The 20499-nt window shown below is 46.9% G+C and carries 19 protein-coding genes and 1 pseudogene; 5 read left to right on the forward strand and 15 right to left on the reverse strand.

All coding sequences use genetic code 11. The annotated features are described in order from the left end of the window. Positions 1-83: 83 nt before the first annotated feature. The 4 genes from V7K69_RS12725 to V7K69_RS12740 form a co-directional block, all read right to left on the reverse strand. Positions 84-380 carry an NAD(+)--rifampin ADP-ribosyltransferase gene (locus V7K69_RS12725; protein ID WP_335034799.1) on the reverse strand — a complete coding sequence of 99 codons (297 nt, stop codon included), beginning with the start codon at positions 378-380 and terminating at the stop codon, positions 84-86. Positions 381-761: 381 nt separating this feature from the next. Continuing rightward, positions 762-3944, reverse strand: a complete 3183-nt coding sequence (locus tag V7K69_RS12730) for an efflux RND transporter permease subunit (RefSeq protein WP_335034800.1) — start codon at positions 3942-3944, stop codon at positions 762-764. 356 nt (positions 3945-4300) lie between these two features. Continuing rightward, complete coding sequence (locus V7K69_RS12735; protein WP_335034802.1) at positions 4301-5650, reverse strand: efflux RND transporter periplasmic adaptor subunit; 1350 nt, start codon at positions 5648-5650, stop codon at positions 4301-4303. Between the two features lie 348 nt (positions 5651-5998). Beyond that, the gene (locus V7K69_RS12740) at positions 5999-6385 is read right to left on the reverse strand and encodes a hypothetical protein (protein WP_335034804.1); all 387 of its coding nucleotides are present in this window, start codon (positions 6383-6385) and stop codon (positions 5999-6001) included. A gap of 99 nt (positions 6386-6484) precedes the next feature. Here V7K69_RS12740 and V7K69_RS12745 point away from each other — a divergent pair, with 99 nt between their 5' ends. The 3 genes from V7K69_RS12745 (at position 6485) to V7K69_RS12755 (ending at position 9843) form a co-directional block, all read left to right on the forward strand. After that, positions 6485-7159 carry a response regulator transcription factor gene (locus tag V7K69_RS12745; protein WP_335034806.1) on the forward strand — a complete coding sequence of 225 codons (675 nt, stop codon included), beginning with the start codon at positions 6485-6487 and terminating at the stop codon, positions 7157-7159. 235 nt (positions 7160-7394) lie between these two features. Next, positions 7395-8669 (forward strand): sensor histidine kinase, encoded by a 1275-nt coding sequence (locus V7K69_RS12750; protein WP_335034808.1) that lies wholly within the window; start codon positions 7395-7397, stop codon positions 8667-8669. Between the two features lie 343 nt (positions 8670-9012). Beyond that, a complete protein-coding gene (locus tag V7K69_RS12755) occupies positions 9013-9843 on the forward strand; it encodes a hypothetical protein (protein WP_335034810.1) in 831 nt (276 codons plus the stop codon). Between the two features lie 91 nt (positions 9844-9934). Here the strand turns inward: V7K69_RS12755 and V7K69_RS12760 are convergent, their stop codons facing one another. After that, positions 9935-10246, reverse strand: a complete 312-nt coding sequence (locus tag V7K69_RS12760) for a YciI family protein (RefSeq protein WP_335034812.1) — start codon at positions 10244-10246, stop codon at positions 9935-9937. Positions 10247-10373: 127 nt separating this feature from the next. Then, positions 10374-10541, reverse strand: a complete 168-nt coding sequence (locus tag V7K69_RS12765) for a hypothetical protein (protein WP_335034814.1) — start codon at positions 10539-10541, stop codon at positions 10374-10376. 228 nt (positions 10542-10769) lie between these two features. Between V7K69_RS12765 and V7K69_RS12770 the strand changes: the two genes are divergently transcribed. Beyond that, positions 10770-11156 (forward strand): GNAT family N-acetyltransferase, encoded by a 387-nt coding sequence (locus V7K69_RS12770; RefSeq protein ID WP_335034817.1) that lies wholly within the window; start codon positions 10770-10772, stop codon positions 11154-11156. Between the two features lie 346 nt (positions 11157-11502). After that, entirely contained in the window at positions 11503-12054 is a 552-nt protein-coding gene (locus V7K69_RS12775; RefSeq protein ID WP_335034819.1) for a GNAT family N-acetyltransferase, read from the forward strand. 172 nt (positions 12055-12226) lie between these two features. Here the strand turns inward: V7K69_RS12775 and V7K69_RS12780 are convergent, their stop codons facing one another. From V7K69_RS12780 to V7K69_RS12820, 9 genes and pseudogenes are all read right to left on the reverse strand, one after another. Beyond that, on the reverse strand, positions 12227-12754 hold the full coding sequence (locus V7K69_RS12780; RefSeq protein ID WP_335034821.1) for an AAA family ATPase: 528 nt from the start codon (positions 12752-12754) through the stop codon (positions 12227-12229). 226 nt (positions 12755-12980) lie between these two features. Beyond that, positions 12981-14312, reverse strand: coding sequence for an alpha/beta hydrolase (locus V7K69_RS12785; protein WP_335034823.1), 1332 nt, complete (start codon positions 14310-14312; stop codon positions 12981-12983). A gap of 610 nt (positions 14313-14922) precedes the next feature. Then, complete coding sequence (locus V7K69_RS32950) at positions 14923-15675, reverse strand: prolyl oligopeptidase family serine peptidase (protein WP_442936136.1); 753 nt, start codon at positions 15673-15675, stop codon at positions 14923-14925. 90 nt (positions 15676-15765) lie between these two features. Next, positions 15766-17259: pseudogene (locus V7K69_RS32955) on the reverse strand (hypothetical protein); the annotation flags it as partial. Positions 17260-17315: 56 nt separating this feature from the next. Beyond that, positions 17316-17672, reverse strand: a complete 357-nt coding sequence (locus V7K69_RS12800) for a nuclear transport factor 2 family protein (RefSeq protein ID WP_335034829.1) — start codon at positions 17670-17672, stop codon at positions 17316-17318. A gap of 70 nt (positions 17673-17742) precedes the next feature. Then, positions 17743-18162, reverse strand: coding sequence for a peptidoglycan-binding domain-containing protein (locus V7K69_RS12805; RefSeq protein ID WP_335034831.1), 420 nt, complete (start codon positions 18160-18162; stop codon positions 17743-17745). 227 nt (positions 18163-18389) lie between these two features. Beyond that, complete coding sequence (locus tag V7K69_RS12810; RefSeq protein ID WP_335034833.1) at positions 18390-18767, reverse strand: hypothetical protein; 378 nt, start codon at positions 18765-18767, stop codon at positions 18390-18392. Between the two features lie 20 nt (positions 18768-18787). Next, positions 18788-19075: a hypothetical protein gene (locus V7K69_RS12815; protein ID WP_335034835.1), complete on the reverse strand. Its 288-nt coding sequence runs from the start codon at positions 19073-19075 to the stop codon at positions 18788-18790. Positions 19076-19233: 158 nt separating this feature from the next. Continuing rightward, on the reverse strand, positions 19234-19875 hold the full coding sequence (locus tag V7K69_RS12820) for a CPBP family intramembrane glutamic endopeptidase (protein ID WP_335034837.1): 642 nt from the start codon (positions 19873-19875) through the stop codon (positions 19234-19236). Positions 19876-20499: the final 624 nt, after the last annotated feature.

A 20499-nucleotide genomic window follows, 5' to 3' on the forward strand; every position in this document is an offset into this window, starting at 1 on the left:
CTGTTTGTCTAGTCCTCCTATTCTCATCATCGTCTCTAATCCTGTTGAGAATTAGCTTTTAGCTTTTGTTAAGAAAGATGTGACTAATGGATAGCCCCATTGACAAGGGCTGTGAAATAAATGTGATTCATTTTGAGTTCAAGTTTGTAATTAGAACTGCCTCCTGCTGTCAGCAAATCGCCAACCGACAAATCTGCTTTCGTTCCATGATAAAAGGGGCCTTTGTCAGAAGGTTTATCCTTAAACGAAGTTGCTAATTCATAATTCTTTCTTGCCTTGTCAGGGTCGCTTAAATCCTCATAGCATTTGGCAATGTTTGAATATAGAGAAGGTATTGCACTCTTAACAGTGTTGTTATTTATTTTTAATGCAAACTGCAAAGCCGTTTCGAGCCATTTTAATTTGTCAGAAATATTTTTCTGATATCGAGCTACATAATGGGCTGAAATAAATTTTTCAAAGTCGTGTGTCGCTTCGTTCTAGGCTTGAAGAAACAGTTTACTTGCTTCTTCTGGTTTGCCTTTTTCTTCCATGCCCATACCTTGAAGACAGAGTTTAACAACATTGTTGTTTGGGTTAAATTCCATGATTACTTTGTCTCGTAATGATTGTAATTTCGATTTAGTTGCTTGTCCTTAGTCCCCACATTGTGACTGTACAACTCACCCAGATGGTTGATGATGCACCGGCAGCCAGCCTTACCCCTGAGTCCTGGGTTGTCAAGAGCTAGAATTTGGCAGACTTCATCAACACGGTAAGTATTAAGTTGCACTATTTTTAGTAGCAGTGTCCGGCTTTTTTGCAGCTGGTAATCGCGGCGATTTCCGTCCAGAAAGATCGTACAGTAAACCCATAAGTGCGGGTACAACAGTAGGTGTCAAAATAGTAGAAAAAGCCAGACCACCTGTTAAAACAATGCCTAACCCTTGATATAACTCTGAACCCTGACCTGGTAGAACTGCTAGCGGTAACATCCCCAAGACACTAGTGCCAGCAGACATGAAAATCGCCCGTAAGCGATCGCTTGTCGCATTATATAAGGATGCATCAAAATCTTCACCTGCTTGCTGGAGTTGCAAGGCGCGATCAACCAGTAGAATGGCATTGTTAACAACCACACCTGTAAGGATCACAAATCCCAAGGCTGTAATCATATCCAATGCCACATTCATCCCCGGAATCATGTTAGCAATTACTAGGCTCAATAGTGCGCCACTCATACCCATCGGTACTGTTGCCATAATCACCATTGGGTAAAGGAATGAGCGATACAACGCCACCAGTAACAAGTAAGTAATCAAAATCGAAAATGCAAATGCAGCAGCTAATTGCCCAACAGTTGTTGCTAACTGATCTGCTGAACCTGACAGTTCTAGCCGATAGCCTGTTGGTAAACTGGCACGCAGAGGAGCCAGAATTTCTTCTTCGGTACGTTCTACCAGCGTAGCAAGGGGGGCATTGGGTGCAAGGGAAACTGTAAGACTAATTGATCGCTCTAAATCAACGTGGTTAATAGCATCAGCGCCCGTTGTTTCCACGACTTCGGCAATATCCCCCAGTTGCACTTGTCGTCCTTGTGCATATAGAGGTAATTGGCGCAGTTGCTCTGGGGTTTCCACAGCAGTATTTTGTAGTTCCACTGAGACATCTAATTCTTCTTTGCCATCAATGTAATCGGAGGCAACTTTACCACCCAATGCTGCTTCTACCATCGAACCAATTTCTGCTTCCGAAAGTCCTACTTCGGCGATGCGTTCGCGGTTGGGAATCACTTGTAATTCTCCTGCACCCAAGACAAAGTTTGAGCGGACATTTTGAACCCCAGTAAGCGATCGCAATTTGCCGGTAATTTGCTTTTCTAAGTCACCAATCTGATTTAAATCAGCCCCAACAATATCTACTTCAAATTCTTTACCCGGATCGCGGAATATAGAAATCCGTGTTGGGATCACAAAACGGTATCCAGCAAAGTTACTGCTTTGGGCGCGTAACCGATCTACCATATCAGCTAGTCCCGTAGTCGTGGCAAATTCTGGTTTTAAGATAGTTGCAATCCCGCGCAGCGCCCCTGGACGGTCAACATACATGATACGCTCAACTTCTGGTTGCGATCGCAGAAATTTTTGCACAGATTCAGATTGCCGAATCGCTTCTGGGATACTGGTTCCCGGTAACGGTTCTGCCCGCAATACAACTAAGTTACGATTTCCTTCGGGTAAATAATCGGCAGGTGGTAAAAGGAAAATACTTGTCACGAGTAAAACAATCGGAATCGACAGCACAATTAATCTGCGACCAATACGCTTACGTCCCAGTGACCAACTGACGGTAGCGGCGAGAAAGTTTTCGAGTTTGCCTTGAAAATGACGAAACACCGCAGAGGTTTTAGCTACCATTCGCTCAAACCAATTACCGCCCCGATATTCACCACCCTGCATCATTTGCATGGCTTCCGATTGTTTCAGGAACAATCCCGATAGCATTGGTACTAAAGTTAATGCCGCAAACAGCGAGAATAGAGAAGAGGCAGAAAGAGCGATCGCCATATCGGTGTAGAGTTGCCCTGCTTCACCCGTCACCATTAACAGTGGTACAAAAACCACTACGTTGCTTAAGGTAGAACCAAGCATTGCGCCCCAAACTTCCTGAGTACCATCGATTGCTGCCCGAAGTGCGTTTTTGCCCTGCTGCATCTGGGTAAAGACATTCTCAATTACAACAATTGAGTTATCCACTACCATACCCACAGAAAATGCTAGTCCTGCTAAACTGATGATGTTCAATGTTCGTCCAAATGCAGACATAACAATGAATACAGCAATTGTGCCGATAGGAATGGTGATTGCAACTACAGCAACAGTTCGCATTGAGCCAAGGAATAGAACTAAGACGATAGTTGCTAGTAATGCTCCACTGATCAAGTTCTCTCCAACGAAACTTACCGATTGATTGATGTACTGACTCTCGTCATAGTTATAAATAAAGCGAATGCCTTGGTTTTGCCGGTCAAATTCAGTTTGCAGTGCAGCAATTTCCGCCCGAATGCCTTTAGCCACCTCTGGCACATTCGCCCCAATTTGCCGAATTACACCGACTGCTACCCCAGGTTTGCCGTTGAACACCAAGGCGCTATCTTGGGGTTTGCGTCCCATCTGTACTTTTGCTACATCTCGCAAGTAAACAGTGCCCGATTGGTCGCGTCGCAACACAAAGCCTTCAATTTGCGATAAATCTTGCGATCGGCTGATGGTGCGGACTCGATATTCCCGTCGTCCCAGAATTAATGGCCCACCCCGAATATCGCGGTTGTTTTCTTGAAGAACTCGGACTACATCGCCAATTGCGAGGTTGCGATCGCTTAATGCTTTCGGATCAACCTTCACCTCGACTTCTCGTTCTTGTCCACCCACTAACAAAAACTGCCCAGTTCCTTCGACTCGCCGCAAACGGGGAATTACCACTTCGTCTGCTAAGTCCCGATAACGGTCTGCATCTGGTTGAAATCCTTCTTTGGTATCAAAGGGAATCCACATCATCGGTGAACTGTTACCACCTACCAGTTCTACATTCGATTCCTGCGCTTCTGGAGGCAAGCTTTCCACCTGCTGCAAGCGGTTGAGAACATCTATCATCCGTTCTCTGGCGTTGGCATCCTGAGCAAATTCTAAGGTAATGTTGCTGCGTCCAGCACGAGAAGTACTGCTAATTTCTTGGACACCTAACACCTCTTGCATCTGTTCTTCGATGGGGCGGGTAATCAGGTCTTCTACTTCTGTTGGCCCTGCGCCTGGATAGGTAGTTGTGATCGTAATTTCCGGGCGATCACCTCCTGGTTGTAACTCTAGGGGTAACTTTAGTAGAGAGAACACCCCGAACATTGCTAGCAAGCAAAACAAAACAAAAGTTCCATGTCGCCAACGAACGGCAGTTTCAATAAAATTCATAACTAATTCGTAATTTAGAAAGTCATATTTAAAATGCAATACGGTTCAGTTAATGCTTGACTATTTGTTAAAGTAATTTTTTTAACGAACAGCAAAGGACGCAAAGAACGCAAAGGAGGAGAAGAAGAAAGAAATTCCTAAGTGAACTGTATTAATTTAAACTGGGTTTGCAGTTTTTTTAAGAAGGAAAGGCTAAAGGAGAAAGAGACGATTCTTCCTCTTTAACCGACTTCTGCAAGAAGTCTATGGAGTAGTAAAACCTATGTTTTAAGCAACTTTGGGGGTTTAAATCCCCGTAACAAAACGTAATTGCGAATTGCGAATTGCGAATTGCGAATTGCGAATTGCGAATTGTTTTAAGTTGGATCAACTATCTTTACAGGCGCACCATCTTGCAATCCATCACCGCCACGAAGCACAATGCGTTGACCTGTGCGTAAAGTGGGATGATAAATTGCGACATTTTTACCCATATCAGAAACCATCTCGACTGGAATTTGTTTAGCTTTGCCATCTGCAACTGCAAAAACTAGCCACTCGTTTTGTCTTCTGGTTAGTGCATCTCGTGATACTACAAAGCTAGAACGGTTCGAGGGCATATTTAAGTTGCCTGCGATCGCCATTCCTGGTATTAATCCTGTGGGGGGTTTGTTAATTTGGACACGCACACGCTGGCGACGGGAAGCAGTTTCGGCAGAAGGGACTACAGCAGTGATGGTGGCGCGTTGTTTCCATTGCGGTAGGGCGCGAGTTGTGAGATCGATTGTCATCCCTGGGGTAACTTTACCACTGAGTTCTTCGGGTAACTCTAGGAAAATATCGAAGCGATCGCCTGCTACTAAGGTGACAATTTCACCAGAACTTTGGACTAAATCACCATTGCTGATATGGCGAGTCTGCACTATACCCGATTCTGATGCCAGAATCCGCGTGCGCTGCCGGGCTAATTCTGCTTGAGCTAAAGTAGCTTTAGCTGCTTCTACATTGGCTCGTTGAGCAGCGATTTCTTCTTGAATTGGCCCAGCTTTAGCTTCGGCAAGTTCTGCTTCGGCTTCTAACCGTTCTCCCTGAATGCTATTCAATTGTGCTTGGGCTTCCACTAACAATCTTTGAGACAAAGCACCCTCTTTCACAAGATCGCTAGTCCGTTTCAGGTTATCCCGTGCTTCCAATTCTCGCGCCTTCGCAGATGTGACGGCGGCTTGCCGTTGAGCAATGATTTCAGGACGAGTACCAACTTCCAAACGGGCTAAATTGCTCCGTTGTTGTGCGAGTTGCGCTCGTGCTTGGCTAATTGCCAATTGCTGATCGGTATCATCCAGTAAAGCGATCGCCATTCCGACTTTCACGTGATCGCCTGGTTGCACTGAAATTTGCTTGACAATTCCGCCAGTTTGAGCGCGGATTGTTGACTGCTGAGTGGCTTCTACTTGTCCCAACAACTGGACGCTTCTTGTAGCACTTCCAGTTGCCAAGGCGATCGTTTCAATTGGTTTTGCAGGTGGCGGCCCTTGTTGTGCCACAGAAGAGGGTGGTGTGCCACCAGGAGCAAACATCCGCCAGAGGATAATGCCACCGGTTGCCAAAAATGAAATCAGCAATCTCCAGAACCAAGGTTTACCCGAACGAGTAGGTGCTAACTCAGAAGGCACAGAACTATCTGATTGGGTTTCAACCTTTAAAACTTCAGTTTCAGAAGTATCCATAGCGATTAACGGTGGGCTACTGAGGTTTAAGGGCTAAGGGTTAACCGTTGAAAGTGAACAATGAATAGTCAAATGTTCGCTATCAACAATCAATTATTTAGATAAAAGTAAATTTACGTTACCTTTTTTGTAGTTTATTGCATAAATATGACAAAGAAATGTCAAGGATAGTCATTAGTCATTGGTCATTAGTCATTAAGGGACTTCCAACTAAAAAAATATTCCATTGCTACTGTTGACTGTCAACCGTCAATGGTCAACAGTTAACAGTCAACAGTCAATATTCAACGACCTGAAGCGGAATAATTTATTTTTTGGAGTTCCCTTAGTCATTGGTCAAAAAGTTTCCTACTGCTTCGACTCAACTATTAATTCTTTAACGCGATCGCGTGGTAAGCCTAACTCCTGACTAAGAGCGGTTTCAAGTTGGCTTATATCTGTGATTGGAAATTCAAATACTATCCTTGTGAGAACTGAGTTGTTGGTTTTAACGTTCACCCGTGAAATTCCTTCTTCGGGGAGAACTTCCACTTTGATCGCTACTATCCTTTTCATAATCTGTCGTGCCGATTGGGTATCTGCTAGCAGATATTTTTTGGTGAGATTGGAGTGACTTAAAATCCGATCTCCAACAAAGCCGCTTCCCAGCCAAAAAACTAACCCAATCAACGGCAAGGACAACCAAAACACAAAGCCTAACGATCGCAACGCTTGAAAAAGTTGAAGTTGCTGCATGGAAGGTATCAGGTTGAGTGTTTCCCGTCACTTTTGCGTCATCCTTTTACCTTAATCTAAAATTAGCAAGGAAAAATTACGGCAACCTGAGTAAATAGGATGTTGATCTTACTAGTCGAAGATGACACATCGCAGTTAGAGCCACTGCGGGCAGCCTTATTGAAGGTGGGGCATACAGTTGATGCGATCGCAGATGGGGAAACAGCACAATGGTTTGCCTTTCGCAAAGACTATGACTTGCTGATTCTAGATTGGATGTTGCCTAAAGTCAGTGGCGTAGAATTGTGTCAAGTATATCGACGGGCAGGTAAGCTGACTCCTGTATTGATGCTGACGGCAAAAGACACGGTTTTAGATAAAGTAATGGGTTTAGATGCTGGAGCCGATGATTACGTAGTAAAGCCTATAGATGTTCTAGAGTTATTGGCACGAGTTCGGGCACTAGGAAGGCGATCGCCTATGTGGCAAGGAGATATACTTAGCTTGGGCGATTTGCAACTTCATTTATCCACTTTGACGCTCGAACTTGGTTCATTGACAACTCAACTTTCTAGCCGGGAGTTTCAATTGATGGAGTATTTAATGCGTCATCCCCGCCAAGTATTATCTCATAACCAGATTGAGCAAGCCCTTTGGAGCTACGGAGAGGAACCAGAAAGTAACGCAGTCACTACCTTAGTTCGCCGCTTGCGCCAGCGCCTACAAACCATTGGTGTCAAAGATTGGATAGAAACAGTGCATCGGATGGGCTATCGAATAAATCCGCCTTTCTAAGCCGTTAGGAGGCAGGGGAGGCAGGGGGAGATGAGGGGGACAAGGGGACAAAGAGAATAAGAGCTTGTCATGTAACAACCTTGCCTCTTTTGAGCTAGAAATGCCTTCTCAGTAAGCTTTCTAGATAATAAATTGTAAAAGTTGTTTCTTGACAGGCTCTAACCTATGCCCAATGCCCCATGCCCAATGACCAATGCCCAATGACCAATGACCAATGACCAATGACTAATAACAAATGTTTGATCATAGCCGTCGTAATCTTGCTCACTGGTTTGCCCTGTCAATGGGTGGAATTTTGTTCGCTTTTGCAGGGGTGGGCTATTGTCTGAGTGTCGAAGAACAGTTGCGGGTTTTTGACGACGAACTCTTTTCGCAAAGTAAAGCCTTTGCCGTCAAAACCCAATACTCGCTTTATCAAAGTCAATGGCGAAATCAGCGCGGACAGACTCCTGTAGAAAGTGATGCATCGTTGAATGGCGGGCTAATGTATGCGCGGTGGTATAACTCTAATAAACAACTTTTGCAATTTATCGGTTCATCAGATGGCAAACAGTTGACCGCAGAACCTGGATTTCAAACAATAAAAGCACCAATAGGCTCAGAGTTACCTACTACAAAAACCTGGGTTCGCCAAGTGACAGTTCCTATTTTGGAAGGTAAGGTGCTGATTGGTTATTTCCAAACGGCAGTTCCAATGAACTCTCTACGCGTTGGACTAAACCAAGCCCGTTTGTTTTTAACTTTTGGGGTTCCCGTGACTTTTGGTGTAATTGGTATTACAGGTTGGTTTTTGGGCGGATTGGCAATGCGGCCAAGCCTCCGTGCTTATCAGCAATTGCAGCAATTTACAGCCGATGCTTCTCATGAATTACGCGCACCCGTTGCTACGGTATTGAGCAATGCCCAAGTTGCTCTGATGCCTCCCGAAGACCCCGTGGAGCAAAGATTGCGGTTACAAAATATCGCTCAAACTGCTAAGTCGATGAGTACGCTGATCAATGATCTGCTTTTTTTGTCGCGTCATAATGGCTCCCTTGCAGAAACCGGATTAAAACCTGTTGATTTGTGTGAAATATTGCGATCGCTTGCTCAGGATTTTGCTGTCCAAGCTCCTGCTCAAAAGCTCAATTTCAATGCTCACCTTCCAGAGCATCGGATCATGTTAAAAGCCGATGCTAATTTGCTCAAACAAGCTGTAATTAATCTACTAACTAATGCCTTCAAGTACACACCAGCAGATGGAAAGGTAGAATTATATCTTTTTACCCAGTCTCACTCTGCGGTAATTCAGGTCAAAGACAACGGCATTGGTATTCCGTCCACTGATTTGCCACATATATTTGATCGTTTTTATCGTGTAGATACCGTCCGATCTCGGCAAACAGGCGGCTTTGGACTTGGACTTGCAATCGCTCAACAAATTGTGCAACGATACGGAGGGCAAATTACTGTAAATAGTATGCTAAGTCAAGGTTCCACATTTCAAATTACCCTTCCCTTGAAACTTTGACAAAGATAATTCAAAGTCTTTTTCGCTTTCGACTATAGGGTTCCTATTTGACTTATGAACAAAATTAAATACTGTTGATGATGCTTTGACAGTTGCATATCAAAGTTTTCTCTTGAAGATGCCTGTTCGTTACTTCGGCTTTTACTACCGAACAAACAAGAACCTATCCCACTAATATAAAAGTATGGTAATCTACTTCTCAAGAAGGAGGGGTAGATGGGTGGACGTTTTGAAGGATTGAGTGACCTGGAATGGAAGTTATTTATTGACCTCGCTACCATCCACATCTGGATTCACAAAATATTATTAGTGGGATAGGTTCATCTTGCAGGCAGTGAGATATATGAATCAAGAAAAAGAACAAGCTTCTGAACGATTTTATTCTTTCTTCTCCTCAATTAAACCTCCTCAACATAAAAGCGCTCCTAATGAAGATAACTGGCAGTCTCATATTTTACTTCACGGTGCAATTGAAGAACTAGCACCAAATCTTTGGCACGTAACTGGCACTTTGCCCAGTTCTGTTATGGTGCCACGCGAAATGGTGGTTTATAGATTCGCCGACTCCAGCTTACTAATTCACAGTGCCATCGCTTTAAATCAACAAGGAATGGCAGAACTTGAATCTTTAGGCACACCTAAAATCCTAATTGTACCTAACCGCATCCATAGGCTTGATGCAGGTGTATATAAACAACGCTATCCCAAACTATTAGTTGTTTGCCCCGCAACAGCAAAACCTTATGTTGAACAAGTGGTAGCCGTAGACGGAATCGCAGAAGAAGTTTTACCTGCTTACGGTATTATTTGCCACATACCTGATGGTATCCGGGAGCAAGAACTAGTTTATGAACTGCCTCTTGCTACGGGAAAAGCACTAGTGTTTACTGACATTCTCTTTAATCTGAACAAGCAATATTTACAGCAACATTTACCTACGGCAGAATTCTTACTTCAGTGGCTAGGAGCAAGTCTTATTGGGTCAAGTGGATTTTTCGGGATCACTGGCTTGGGTAAACGCTTTTTTCTCACAGATCGCCATGCCTATCGTCAATGGTTAGAAGCATTAGCTGATGCCATCACTGATTTGCAGATTATTTCTGTAGCTCATGGTAGTCCAATAGTTACTGATTGTAATTCCCGATTACGTGAGGCAGCCGCACGCTTACTTTAGAAATTTTGCTGTTATCTCAATTATGAGAATTTTCTACTGTGCATTTATCTGTTTATATCCAAGTAATTTAGCAATTGTTGCTTCTAATTATTCACACGGGAGCAAAACGATCGCGTCCAATGTGAACTTCCCACTCCACAACTCTAGCAGAGTCCGCTAGCATACCATCTCGCGCACGAGGACTGCTGTTTACAACAGCTTGAGCCTGTTCAAGATTCTCTGCCTGGATTACCCAAAGCCCAGTTCCATCATGGGGAGAAAACGGACCACAGCACAGTAGTGTTCCTTTCTCATGTTGCTCATTAAACCAAGCGAGTTGATTTTGGTCATGCTCTGGGTGAGCCAATTTGTAGTCGTAGTACTCTGGAACGGTTGCAACCACAACGGCAAAAAGTTTAGACATAATACTCTAGTTGGTGATTTGAGATGATGTTCAGATTGTATGACCCAAGAACAAGAAATACTTTTGTGCCATGAAATAGCGACTGTATGAACGCCAATGTATCTTCAAAGATCGGATCAACTCTGCCCTAATCTACAATCTCATATTCTTGTTCAATAAAACCTAATAATTTTTCCTCAAACTCACTCAAATACTGACGCTTCAACTCTCCCAAGCACTTTAGCACTGCCTGTGCTGGTGCTTCTAGCTTGCCACTGTCCCGTAGCCTACTGATGCAATCGCAAAGGAGCTGCATCTGCCGACATTCCGATTCCAGGTAATTCAGTGGCTTTAGGTGGTCAAGTCTGACGGTGTACTCCCCATACCAGAAAAACAAAAGATTAGCTGGTAGTATTTATGTAATATACCGTAACCACATAATACCTCTATGCGAATTGAACCATACGAAGATAGCAAACTTGATACCATCAAAAGTCTTTCGCTTCGGGCATGGAGTCCGGTCTTTGATTCGATTCAAAAAGCGATGGATATTGAGGTGTACCATTCATTCTACCCTGATGGTTGGCGTGTAACCCAGCTTAATGCTGTGGAGTCCGTCTGTACTACAGCAGACATAAAGGTGTGGGTTGCAATCGACTCTGCTGATTCAACCGTGGGCTTTGTAGCCGTGAAGCTCCATTCAGAGAGTAGTATGGGAGAAATCTACATGATTGCCGTTGATCCAGATTATCAACGTCTTGGCATTGGAGCCGCTCTTATAGAGTTCGCTCTTAACTGGATGAAAGCTGCTGGTATGTCCCTTGCTATGGTCGAGACTGGAGGCGATCCTAGCCATGCACCAGCACGTTGTACTTATGAAAAGCTGGGTTTCGGGTTGTTACCAATTGCCAGGTACTTTAAAAAGCTGTGAAGTTCACCATTCCAAACCAACCGCACAGTGTAAGATTTAACTCTTATTCTTCTGCTCTCCTGTTTGTTACATACTTGTAAATTTTTCTACCGACTTACCTATCTTCCAATACTCAACCTTTATCCCTGATTCCTCAATTGCAAATTAGCAAGGATGATCGCACGCGATTGGTTTAAGGGAAGACAAGTGAGCTAAAGAGCTTGCTGTATAAGCTTCATAGCCCTTAAACTTCACTGATAATATGCCTGCTTATTGCGAATGAAACCGACTAGTTCCTCGACCCATGCTTGACACTCATGCAAAGCTTCTATCCAATTAAAATCGTATGAACCATTCAGCTATTGATATGGAGATAGTGACCAAGAGATTTCTGCTGCGTGATTTCGTTGAGTTAGATAGATCGTCATTCCTAAACTATCAAGCCGATCCACGCAGTCAAATATTTTCTCAAGGGGGCGAAGCTAGTCCTGAAAATTCAGCACGTTTGTTTGAGACATTTTGCACATGGGCTTCTGAGCAGCCTCGACTTAACTACCAGCTTGCGATTGTCCAACGGCGTGAACCTTACGCGCTTGTCGGTTGCTGCGGATTACGGGGAAGGGGGTATGATGCAGGTGAAATGGAACTGGGGATTGAACTTGCACCTGACTATTGGGGGCGATATGCCTACGCGATCGAGGTTGGACGCGCCCTGCTCGACTTCGGATTTAGGGTACTCAGGCTAGACGTGATCTCTGGTTTCACAGTCAGTGCAAATGTGCGGGTCGCTCGGTTGGCATGGTGGATGGGAGCAGAAATAGTTACCATCCGTCCAGGTTCCACATGGATGTCCAAACGAGGTTGGAGCGAGGTCTATTGGCGAATTACAAGAGCGCAGTGGAGCAATTGCTCAAAGTAAGTTTTTGTGCTTACAAGTTGCACAATAATAGTAAGTTATTGTCGTCTCGGATATTAACCCACAACACTTGCAATATCTTCTTAATCCCCGCTTTTTCTTGCTCCATCTGCTGAACGCGCTTCAGTAAACTGAGAATGCGATCGCTCTTCCTGAGCTAGTTCTGTTATTATTTTCAGGATTGAACATATTTCAGAATTGTCTGAATATTTTCATTTAAAGGATGAACTGCATCTATTGTCAGGTGTTCTCCTTCATCATCTGTCCAAACTTCACTCTTCAAACGCATTCGTTCTACATGGCTCCAACTAACAGTGTCATGCCAACCTGGAATACCACGCTTACGCCCTTCGACTCGTCTACGATGTAGCTCCATATCTGAGCAAATTGTTTCAATTCCATAAAATTCTGCATTATGTGATTGCGCTAAATCCTGCCAGCGTTTTCTTTGTGCGACTGTATTAGCAGGAGTGTCTAAAATAGCCGATTGTCCTAACATTAGTTGTCTTTGGATTAGCATTGTCAGCAGCGCTTCAGCAGTCGTAACGTAAAATCCCTCCTGTTGAACACGCAACTGTGATAGCAGCATTGCCCCTAGTATCCAGTCTAGAGAGAATACAGGTATATGCAATATCCGTGCAATTTCTTCTGATAGGGTACTTTTCCCAGTGCCAGGGATACCAGAAAATAGAATTAGTTTCATCTATTCATAGTTAACAGAATCATAGGCTGCTCTCAGACTAGCAAGCAAGAAGCAGTAATCTAAAGAATTGCTACTCACGAAGATTCTAATAAATCTAGTAGTGTACCAACCTAAAATTGCTACGTGGAGGGGAGCAGGGGAGAGATTGTATAAGTTCTTTCCTCTTTGCCCCTCTGCTGACCACAATGCAAAGTTCCCTTGGCAGACTACTAGTGTCCCAACGCGCCTAAAGGACGCAGCGAGCGCCGTCTGCGGGGATTTTGAGACCGATGAGGTAGTCGGCGATGATGTCGTTGACACACGCATTGCCGGCGGTGAGGGCTACACCGTGCTGTTCGCCCTCGACGGTCAGCAGGCTCGCGCCGAGTGTCTTGGCGAGGCTGATGCCGCCCTCGTGCGGGGTGGCCGGATCGCGAGTGACCGACACGACCAAGGTTTTAGGGAGTCCTTTGATGTTCTGGGCGTAGGGGTAGCCGAGGGTGGGTTTCACGCGCCAATGCTCACAGAGGTCGCGGGCATTGACGGGTCGGCCAGTGTCTAGAAACGGTGCGACCTTGAAAATGTCACGCGTCATCGCGCTCTCCTGCTCGGGCGTGTGGCGTTCTTCGTCGAGGCAGTTAATGGCCACCAGGGACTCGTAGTTATTGCCGTAGCTACCGTCGGCATTGCGCTGGCTGAGGATGTCGCGCAAGAACAGCAGGGTTTTACCGCTTCCAGACTTGAGTTCGGTGATGGCTAGAATCACCGCAGGCCAGGCCTTTTCGTTGTAAAGCCCAGTAGTTACGCCGTCAATTACGGCGGTGTAAGTGACCTTGCGTCCGTCTGCGGTGATGATCGGTTTATCAATCAGTGGCCGCACGATCTGCTGGAAGGCGGCGCTAGCTTGCTTGGGATCAGTGCCGAGCGGACAAGTCGGGGTTTTAGCGCAGAAAGCCGCCATGTTGTCGAAGGCACGCTGGAAACCCGCGAACTGGACGAGGCGACGCTCGGTGGTGCCGGTGGTGGGGTCGATCGCGGCGTCGAGCACCATGGCCCGCACGTTCTGCGGGAAGGTTTCGGCGTAGATCGCGCCGAGCCGGGTACCGTAGCTGGCTCTGAGAAAGGAGAGCTTGTCATCGCCGAGCACCGCGCGGAGTACGTCCATGTCACGGGCGACATCGCGCGTGCCGACGTGAGCCAGCACGTCTTCACCGCCGGAACGCTCGGCACATTTTTGGTACAACTGACGGGTCTCGTGGTCGGTGTAGTCCTTGCCCCCGGAGTTGATCGAGTTGACCAACAAGTCGGCCTCTCGTTCGGCATCGGTGAAGCAGTCTAGGGCTGGTGTCGAGGCCGCAACCCCGCGTGGGTCGAACCCGATCAGGTCAAACTGCTTGGTGATCGGACTGTCGGCCAATTTTTCTGCCACCTCAACCGCGTAGCTCATCCCGGACATGCCGGGGCCGCCTGGGTTGAGCAGCAGGGAGCCGATTCGTTTGCTCGGCTTGTCCTTCGCCGGTACGCGCAGCAGTGCAATCTGCGCGGTTCGCCCGCCTGGGTTCTGGTAGTCGAGCGGCACCTCAAGCCGGGCGCATTTGAAGGTGTCGTTGGCGAAGTCCTTAGCGTCGGCATCCGTGGTGGCGTAGCCCTCGCACGAGCCGAAGGTCAGCTTTTGGTCGTAGAAGCGTTTCAGATCCGCAGGGATCTTTCCTCCTAGCTCTGACGGGTGCCCGAATGTGGGCTGGCCGCAGGCACTAAGAGCCTGTCAAGAAACAACTTTTACAATTTATTATCTAGAAAGCTTACTGAGAAGGCATTTCTAGCTCAAAAGAGGCAAGGTTGTTACATGACAAGCTCTAAGAACCAGTATCACCGCCCCAATCATTAGCGAGCTTCGGACGTGGGGCTTGTGAGCAAGCATAGTTCTCCTCTTAGCGGGAACCGTTGGCTCAGAGCGGTGCGTGGGTAGGACACGATCTTTCTTGTGGTTAGAAGAAATGTGAGACATGGGGATAAACTCCTTCGAGCTAGTTGTTGATGGGTTCAGGTATCAACGGGGTCATCGATGACCCCACCAAAACGCGGACTGTAAATTAGTTTGTTAGGACTTACGCCTTGACGGAAATAGAGTGGTGTGAGGCGTTACGCTTCCTCGATTAGTTCGACGTATGTTGATTTGTTTGACGCGATCACTTCGCTGGTTTCACATCCAGCCCCGTCCAATGAGCGGCAAAAGCCCACATATCCGCCGTTTCCTCAATGATCTTGTCCGTGGGCTTGCCCGCTCCATGTCCCGCGCGCGTCTCGATGCGGGCAAGGTGGGGCTTGTCACCGATATCCGCCGCCTGGAGCGCAGCGACATATTTGAAGGTGTGACTCGGCACCACGCGATCGTCCGTGTCGGCAGTGGTGGCGAGGATCGCAGGATAAGCCTTGCCGGACTGGATGTTGTGATAAGGCGAATATTTCAAGAGGTTACGGAAATCCGCTTCCTGTGCCGGAGACCCATATTCGTCTAGCCATAATTTCCCGCCTGTGAACTGGTCGAAGCGGAGCATATCCATCACACCAACCTGGGGTAACGCAGCAGCGAACAGATCCGATCGTTGATTGACCACTGCACCGATCAGGAGTCCGCCATTCGATCCGCCCTGAATCGCCAAGCCATTTTGGGGCGTGATACTCTGTGCCTTCAGATACTCGCCCGCTGCGATGAAATCATCGAAGACGTTCTGCTTTTTCTGACGACGACCCGCTTCGTGCCATGCCTTGCCATATTCGGAGCCGCCGCGAATGTTAGCGATCGCATACACTCCGCCCTGTTCGACCCACCCCAGCGGCGCTGGCAAGAACTCAGGAAGCATGGGGATGCCATAGCCTCCATAGGCATGGAGTAGGGTCGGTGCGGCTACGGTCACATCCTTGCGCCGGACGATAAACATCGGGATGCGGGTGCCATCCTTCGACTTGTAGAACCGCTGTTCGACTGCGATCCGATTGAGATCGATCGCCACCTTGGGTTTTGCCCACACCTGCGCCGTGTTGCTGGCGACATCGTATCGATAGATGATGCCTGGAGTGTTGAAGCTAGTGAAGATGAAGAAGGTTTCTGAGTCATCCGGGTCGCTCTTAAAACCGCCAGCAGTGCCGATACCCGGCAGTTTCACCATACCATCAGGCTTGCCATCCAGCGTGTAGCGTCGAACCTCCGTCTTCACATCAACACGAGTGGAGATTAGCAGCCGTCCACTGACCAGCGACGCATTGCCCAGAACCGAATCCTGCTCCGGCACCACATCTGTGATCACCGGATCGGCAGCGGCAATGTCCATCGTCACCACCTTAAAGCGCGGCGCGTCCTGGGTGGTTCTGAGGAAGAATTTCGTCCCCACATTGCCAACGACGCTCCATTGATCGTCGAGATTATCGACCAGCTTGCGGGGTTTCCAGTCGGCGCTCTGGAGATCCACCACAGTCAGTTTGTTGCCGATCGAAGCGGGCGTGGAAACGATCGCGATGTAACGCCCGTCTTCGGTGATGCTCAAGTAATGCCCCAGGGTCGGCTGATCTGGAGTTGCATAAACCAGCCGATCCTGTGCTTGGGGCGTGCCGATCGCATGAAAATAGACGGCATGGTTGGCTACGCTTGCTTGCGATTCGGTACCTGGCTTCGGTTCAGGGAAACGAGCGTAGAAAAAGCCGGAGCCGTCCTTAGCCCATGCGATGGTGGGGCTGAACCTCACCCATTTGACTTCATCGCCCTGCACCTTGCCCGTGTTTACGTCCAGCACCCGGATCGTGCGCCAGTCGCTGCCGCCATCCTGCACCGCATAAACCACGCGCTTACCGTCGTCGGATGCTGACCATTCAGCTAGTGCAGTTACCCCGTCCTTTGCCCAACGGTTGGGATCGATTAGCACGCGCCCTACGCCATCTACGCTGTCCCGGACATAGAGAACTGGTTGGTTCTGAAGTCCAGAATTATGGAGGTAGAAATATCGTTCACCCTGTTTGACCGGAATAGAAAATTGCTCATAGTTGTACAACTGCTTGAGTCGATCCTTGAAGATATCTCGACCTGGCAGCTTATCGAGATAAGAGCTTGTCATGTAACAACCTTGCCTCTTTTGAGCTAGAAATGCCTTCTCAGTAAGCTTTCTAGATAATAAATTGTAAAAGTTGTTTCTTGACAGGCTCTAACTGTTGGTGACTTTATTCTGCGATTCGACCCAGGCGGCGACTTCCTTGTCGTTGCGAACATCGTTTTCCAGCCAGCGATAGGGGTCGGCGACCGTCTGCCCGAAAGGCTTCTCGACAACATCGACCCGCTTAGTTTCAGGATACGTAATTGTAGGCATGATTACTGTAGACTGCGTGCAAGCGGAGGCGAAATGGGTAGTAAAGAGTAGCGCGATCGCGAAAAGGGTTGTGCGGCGCATCGCTATCTTTATCTTTTGAAATGAGAATCGAAAGCCAAAGAGGTTGAATTTCAGTAATTCTTGTTGTGATTTTGCAGTTTTGAACATGTCATTGATCTATGTAACAAAAGGGTGTGTCAAATTGTTTTCACCAAATTCTTTCATCACCTTCTCAAGGTTTTGATGACGAAAGCTCTTAATTCGACCATCTGACCATCGCGAAAGCGCCAGATGTCACAGTACGAGTAATCAGCCGTCTTCCCGTCTTCGTCCTTCATGGTGATGTCGCCGAGTGCTGTAACGAAATCACCCTCAGCGATTAAGTTCACGACCCTAAACTTTGGCGGCTCTAAGTATGTCGTTACCATCCATTGGCGAACGGCTTCTTTTCCTTCAAGGGTCTTGTCGCCTACAAACGTCCATTGTGTGTCGTCGGCGCAGAACGACAAGAATCCTTCATAATTGCCTTGGGCGATCGCTGCGTTTGCCGCTTCTAAGATGGCTTTATTGTTCTCTGACATCTGAATCTCTCCTGTACATACCCGATGAAACACTTGCTCTGAGTAGGTTTTAGCTGGTGAGCATTTGGCTCTATTGTTTCCAGGGGAGCGGCGATCGATAGGGGTTTTCGCGCATATCTAGGACTTCCCAAGTTGTAGGATTGACTTGCCCTGTGACTGGGATTTTGTACCGTTGCTGTAAATCTCGTATTGCAGAAACTGTAATCTCACCAAAGATGCCATCGACGATCGCCCCTCTTGGATTGCCTAACCTCACACCTGCGGCTCCTAAAAAGCCATTGTCTTGAAGAATGCGCTGTAACAATTGCACGTTTCTGCCGCGATCGCCTTGGCGCAAGGTAGGTAAGGTTAAATCAGTGTAGGCAGTTGCGATCAGAACGGGTGATGTTTGCTGTGAAGAAGTGCTGTGTGCGATCGCTGGATGAGTGAGTGAACCTCCGAGCAATCCTGTAGCGATCGTTAGTACTCCGAAAATGAGTTGAGGTTTCATGATTGTCCTCCTGATAGAGATTGGTTTTATTTCGCATCAATTTGCGTCGGAGTGATTACTCCACTCGCTTTGAGACGTGCAACGAGGTCGGTCACTTGACGTTCAGCCTCTGCCTCTCGTCAAGAAAGAGGAGGCAGAGTCTCCCAGAATGGGTTCCCAGCTTCCAGGCTGGGAACCCATTCTGGGCAAGGGCTGTGTTTTAACGAGCGTGCCATTCGATTTAGACACTAATGTTCAGAATTCACTCGCCATGTAATCACAATGATTTCTGCAAACCCTAAGACAAAGATTAGCCGCGAAAACGCTCCTAAAATGGCTTCCATCGTCCAGTTCTGACTCTGAACCTCCCAGATCATCCAAACAATATAGAATCCAATCACCAACCAGGGTAGAATTACCGCTGAATTCCGTCTGCGATAGAAGCGGATTGTCCTCTCGCGCCAAAATGGGAAGGTGCTGAGGAGACAAAAAATGTAGGAGATTCCTGCACTGATGAACAAGCTTCTTTGAAGACCCGAAGGCAGGTTTGGGTATCCAAGTGCGATCGCACTCAGGCAAACTCCCAGCGCAAGGTACAGGAAAGTAAACAAGGTAAATCGTTTCATTATTTCTTCTCCGGTGAAGCTTATTCTCTGTACCACACACGCACACATTGAAAGCATTTGATTGCAAGACCCTGACTGATCATCACTGGGTGGAAAGCATTACTGGTCGTCACTCCGTAGACATCATCACTTGTGCCTTCGATCCGATCGGGTAAAACAACAGTTTCAACATTGATCACCTGTATCGTTGTACTTTCGATCCACTGATTTACAGCACTCACAACCTCAGAGAAGGATTCATAATCGGAAGCTCCGCCGAAGGGTCCCCGTTCAGTAATCCGAGGCGCAAAATCTTTGCACTGAATCATTTGATTTACCACCTTAAAACTGTAGAGTTAAGCATCAATTCAAGTAGTGGGCATCACCCACCATTTTTAAAACCTTTCTTTTTAAAACCTTTCTTTTTAAAACCTTTCACGGTAAAGCTTTGTGGGCAGTGCTAGCTCTACGATATCTATTCCAAAACTTAAGCCAACCTTGCCAGTAAACCGCTAAGAACAGAGGCAAAAGCATGAAAGCTGATATGGGCTAACATTGCAGCTTCTAGCGAATATTGCCAAAAGAGCCAGCCAAACGCAATCCCCACAATCCCATTCAGTAACAACGCCCGAATAATCACAACTGGAGTGAGGGGAACGATCGCGGCAGTCGCTGGCAGGTGTAGTAGTCCAAATACTAACGCGGCTAGAAAGATCGCACCCTGGTAAATCCCTTGACTTGGCAACGTAACGCCTTGTTTTAGCCCTTTCCACGCAATCCAAACAAGCAGCGACATTAAACCCCAGCGCATCAAAATTTCCTCAGTGATGCCGCCATAGAACATTGCTGTGAGCAAATTCAACCAACTTGGCTCTGTATTATTTGCTGCCCGTAGCGCTTCAGGTAGGACAGGTTGCATCAATTGATCGAGCAACAAGAGAACGATCGCCGCCGCTGCACCCACACCCAAGTTCCACTTCATCTCAACGGCAAAAAATGGAGACTTAGCGGTGTGAAACACCCAATGATCAATCAAATGGGAGCTTAATCCAACACGATAGGCACAACCAATTCCGATTAGAATGCTGATTGCCAGTAGAATTGAATACTGTAGTCCTTGCAGAAGCATTAAAATCCCCAATGGTGGCACTTTTTCCAGTATTTCTGGATGACAGTTTCGCTAACTTTTGCTCGACTAAGGGAATAGACGCGATCGTGAACATGACAATTCCCACACTGCCCAATACAAATAAAATCCCGAATTGTTTCAGAATTGCCATTGATTTAACCTCCAGATGATCCGTCCTATCAGTCCGTCCTATCAGCCCATGCCAGCAGCTACCATCACCGGAATTGTAGGCAAGTTGAAAACGACGTGAACAATGACAGCAGTCCAGACCGAGCCACTTGAGTTGCGAACCAACCCCGAATCCGATGATCGCGAAGACGACAAGACCCACAATGATCTCAAGCCAGACTGGACGGGAGACCCTGTTTGGTGCGAACGCGGCAGGGAGCTTCTGTGGGTGATTAGAAGACATTTTAGACATGGTGATAAACTCCTTTGATCGAGTTGATGATTCAAGTTGCTGATGGGTTCATGAATCAAGTTCCCTAGTGACTTGCAGCAACAATGGTTGCCATCAACTCTGTCATTCTCCTCAGAGGGTGACAAGCGACCTATAAAGTTTGCTGCATAAGGGAGAGGGCAGAAAAACCACGCTGAAAATAGAGTTGTTTATGAGGTTTGAGG

Origin of the sequence: Nostoc sp. (assembly GCF_036917775.1) — a bacterium.
Classification (GTDB): domain Bacteria; phylum Cyanobacteriota; class Cyanobacteriia; order Cyanobacteriales; family Nostocaceae; genus Nostoc.

Excerpts from the sequence above, each read along its gene's own strand:
- V7K69_RS12730 (WP_335034800.1), bottom strand. The coding sequence starts at position 3,944 with ATGAATTTTATTGAAACTGCCGTTCGTTGGCGACATGGAACTTTTGTT.
- V7K69_RS12735 (WP_335034802.1), bottom strand. The coding sequence starts at position 5,650 with ATGGATACTTCTGAAACTGAAGTTTTAAAGGTTGAAACCCAATCAGAT.
- V7K69_RS12740 (WP_335034804.1), bottom strand. The coding sequence starts at position 6,385 with ATGCAGCAACTTCAACTTTTTCAAGCGTTGCGATCGTTAGGCTTTGTG.
- V7K69_RS12745 (WP_335034806.1), top strand. The coding sequence starts at position 6,485 with ATGTTGATCTTACTAGTCGAAGATGACACATCGCAGTTAGAGCCACTG.
- V7K69_RS12750 (WP_335034808.1), top strand. The coding sequence starts at position 7,395 with ATGTTTGATCATAGCCGTCGTAATCTTGCTCACTGGTTTGCCCTGTCA.
- V7K69_RS12755 (WP_335034810.1), top strand. The coding sequence starts at position 9,013 with ATGAATCAAGAAAAAGAACAAGCTTCTGAACGATTTTATTCTTTCTTC.
- V7K69_RS12760 (WP_335034812.1), bottom strand. The coding sequence starts at position 10,246 with ATGTCTAAACTTTTTGCCGTTGTGGTTGCAACCGTTCCAGAGTACTAC.
- V7K69_RS12765 (WP_335034814.1), bottom strand. The coding sequence starts at position 10,541 with ATGCAGCTCCTTTGCGATTGCATCAGTAGGCTACGGGACAGTGGCAAG.
- V7K69_RS12770 (WP_335034817.1), top strand. The coding sequence starts at position 10,770 with ATGGATATTGAGGTGTACCATTCATTCTACCCTGATGGTTGGCGTGTA.
- V7K69_RS12775 (WP_335034819.1), top strand. The coding sequence starts at position 11,503 with ATGGAGATAGTGACCAAGAGATTTCTGCTGCGTGATTTCGTTGAGTTA.
- V7K69_RS12780 (WP_335034821.1), bottom strand. The coding sequence starts at position 12,754 with ATGAAACTAATTCTATTTTCTGGTATCCCTGGCACTGGGAAAAGTACC.
- V7K69_RS32950 (WP_442936136.1), bottom strand. The coding sequence starts at position 15,675 with ATGTTTATCGTCCGGCGCAAGGATGTGACCGTAGCCGCACCGACCCTA.
- V7K69_RS12800 (WP_335034829.1), bottom strand. The coding sequence starts at position 17,672 with ATGTCAGAGAACAATAAAGCCATCTTAGAAGCGGCAAACGCAGCGATC.
- V7K69_RS12805 (WP_335034831.1), bottom strand. The coding sequence starts at position 18,162 with ATGAAACCTCAACTCATTTTCGGAGTACTAACGATCGCTACAGGATTG.
- V7K69_RS12810 (WP_335034833.1), bottom strand. The coding sequence starts at position 18,767 with ATGAAACGATTTACCTTGTTTACTTTCCTGTACCTTGCGCTGGGAGTT.
- V7K69_RS12815 (WP_335034835.1), bottom strand. The coding sequence starts at position 19,075 with ATGATTCAGTGCAAAGATTTTGCGCCTCGGATTACTGAACGGGGACCC.
- V7K69_RS12820 (WP_335034837.1), bottom strand. The coding sequence starts at position 19,875 with ATGCTTCTGCAAGGACTACAGTATTCAATTCTACTGGCAATCAGCATT.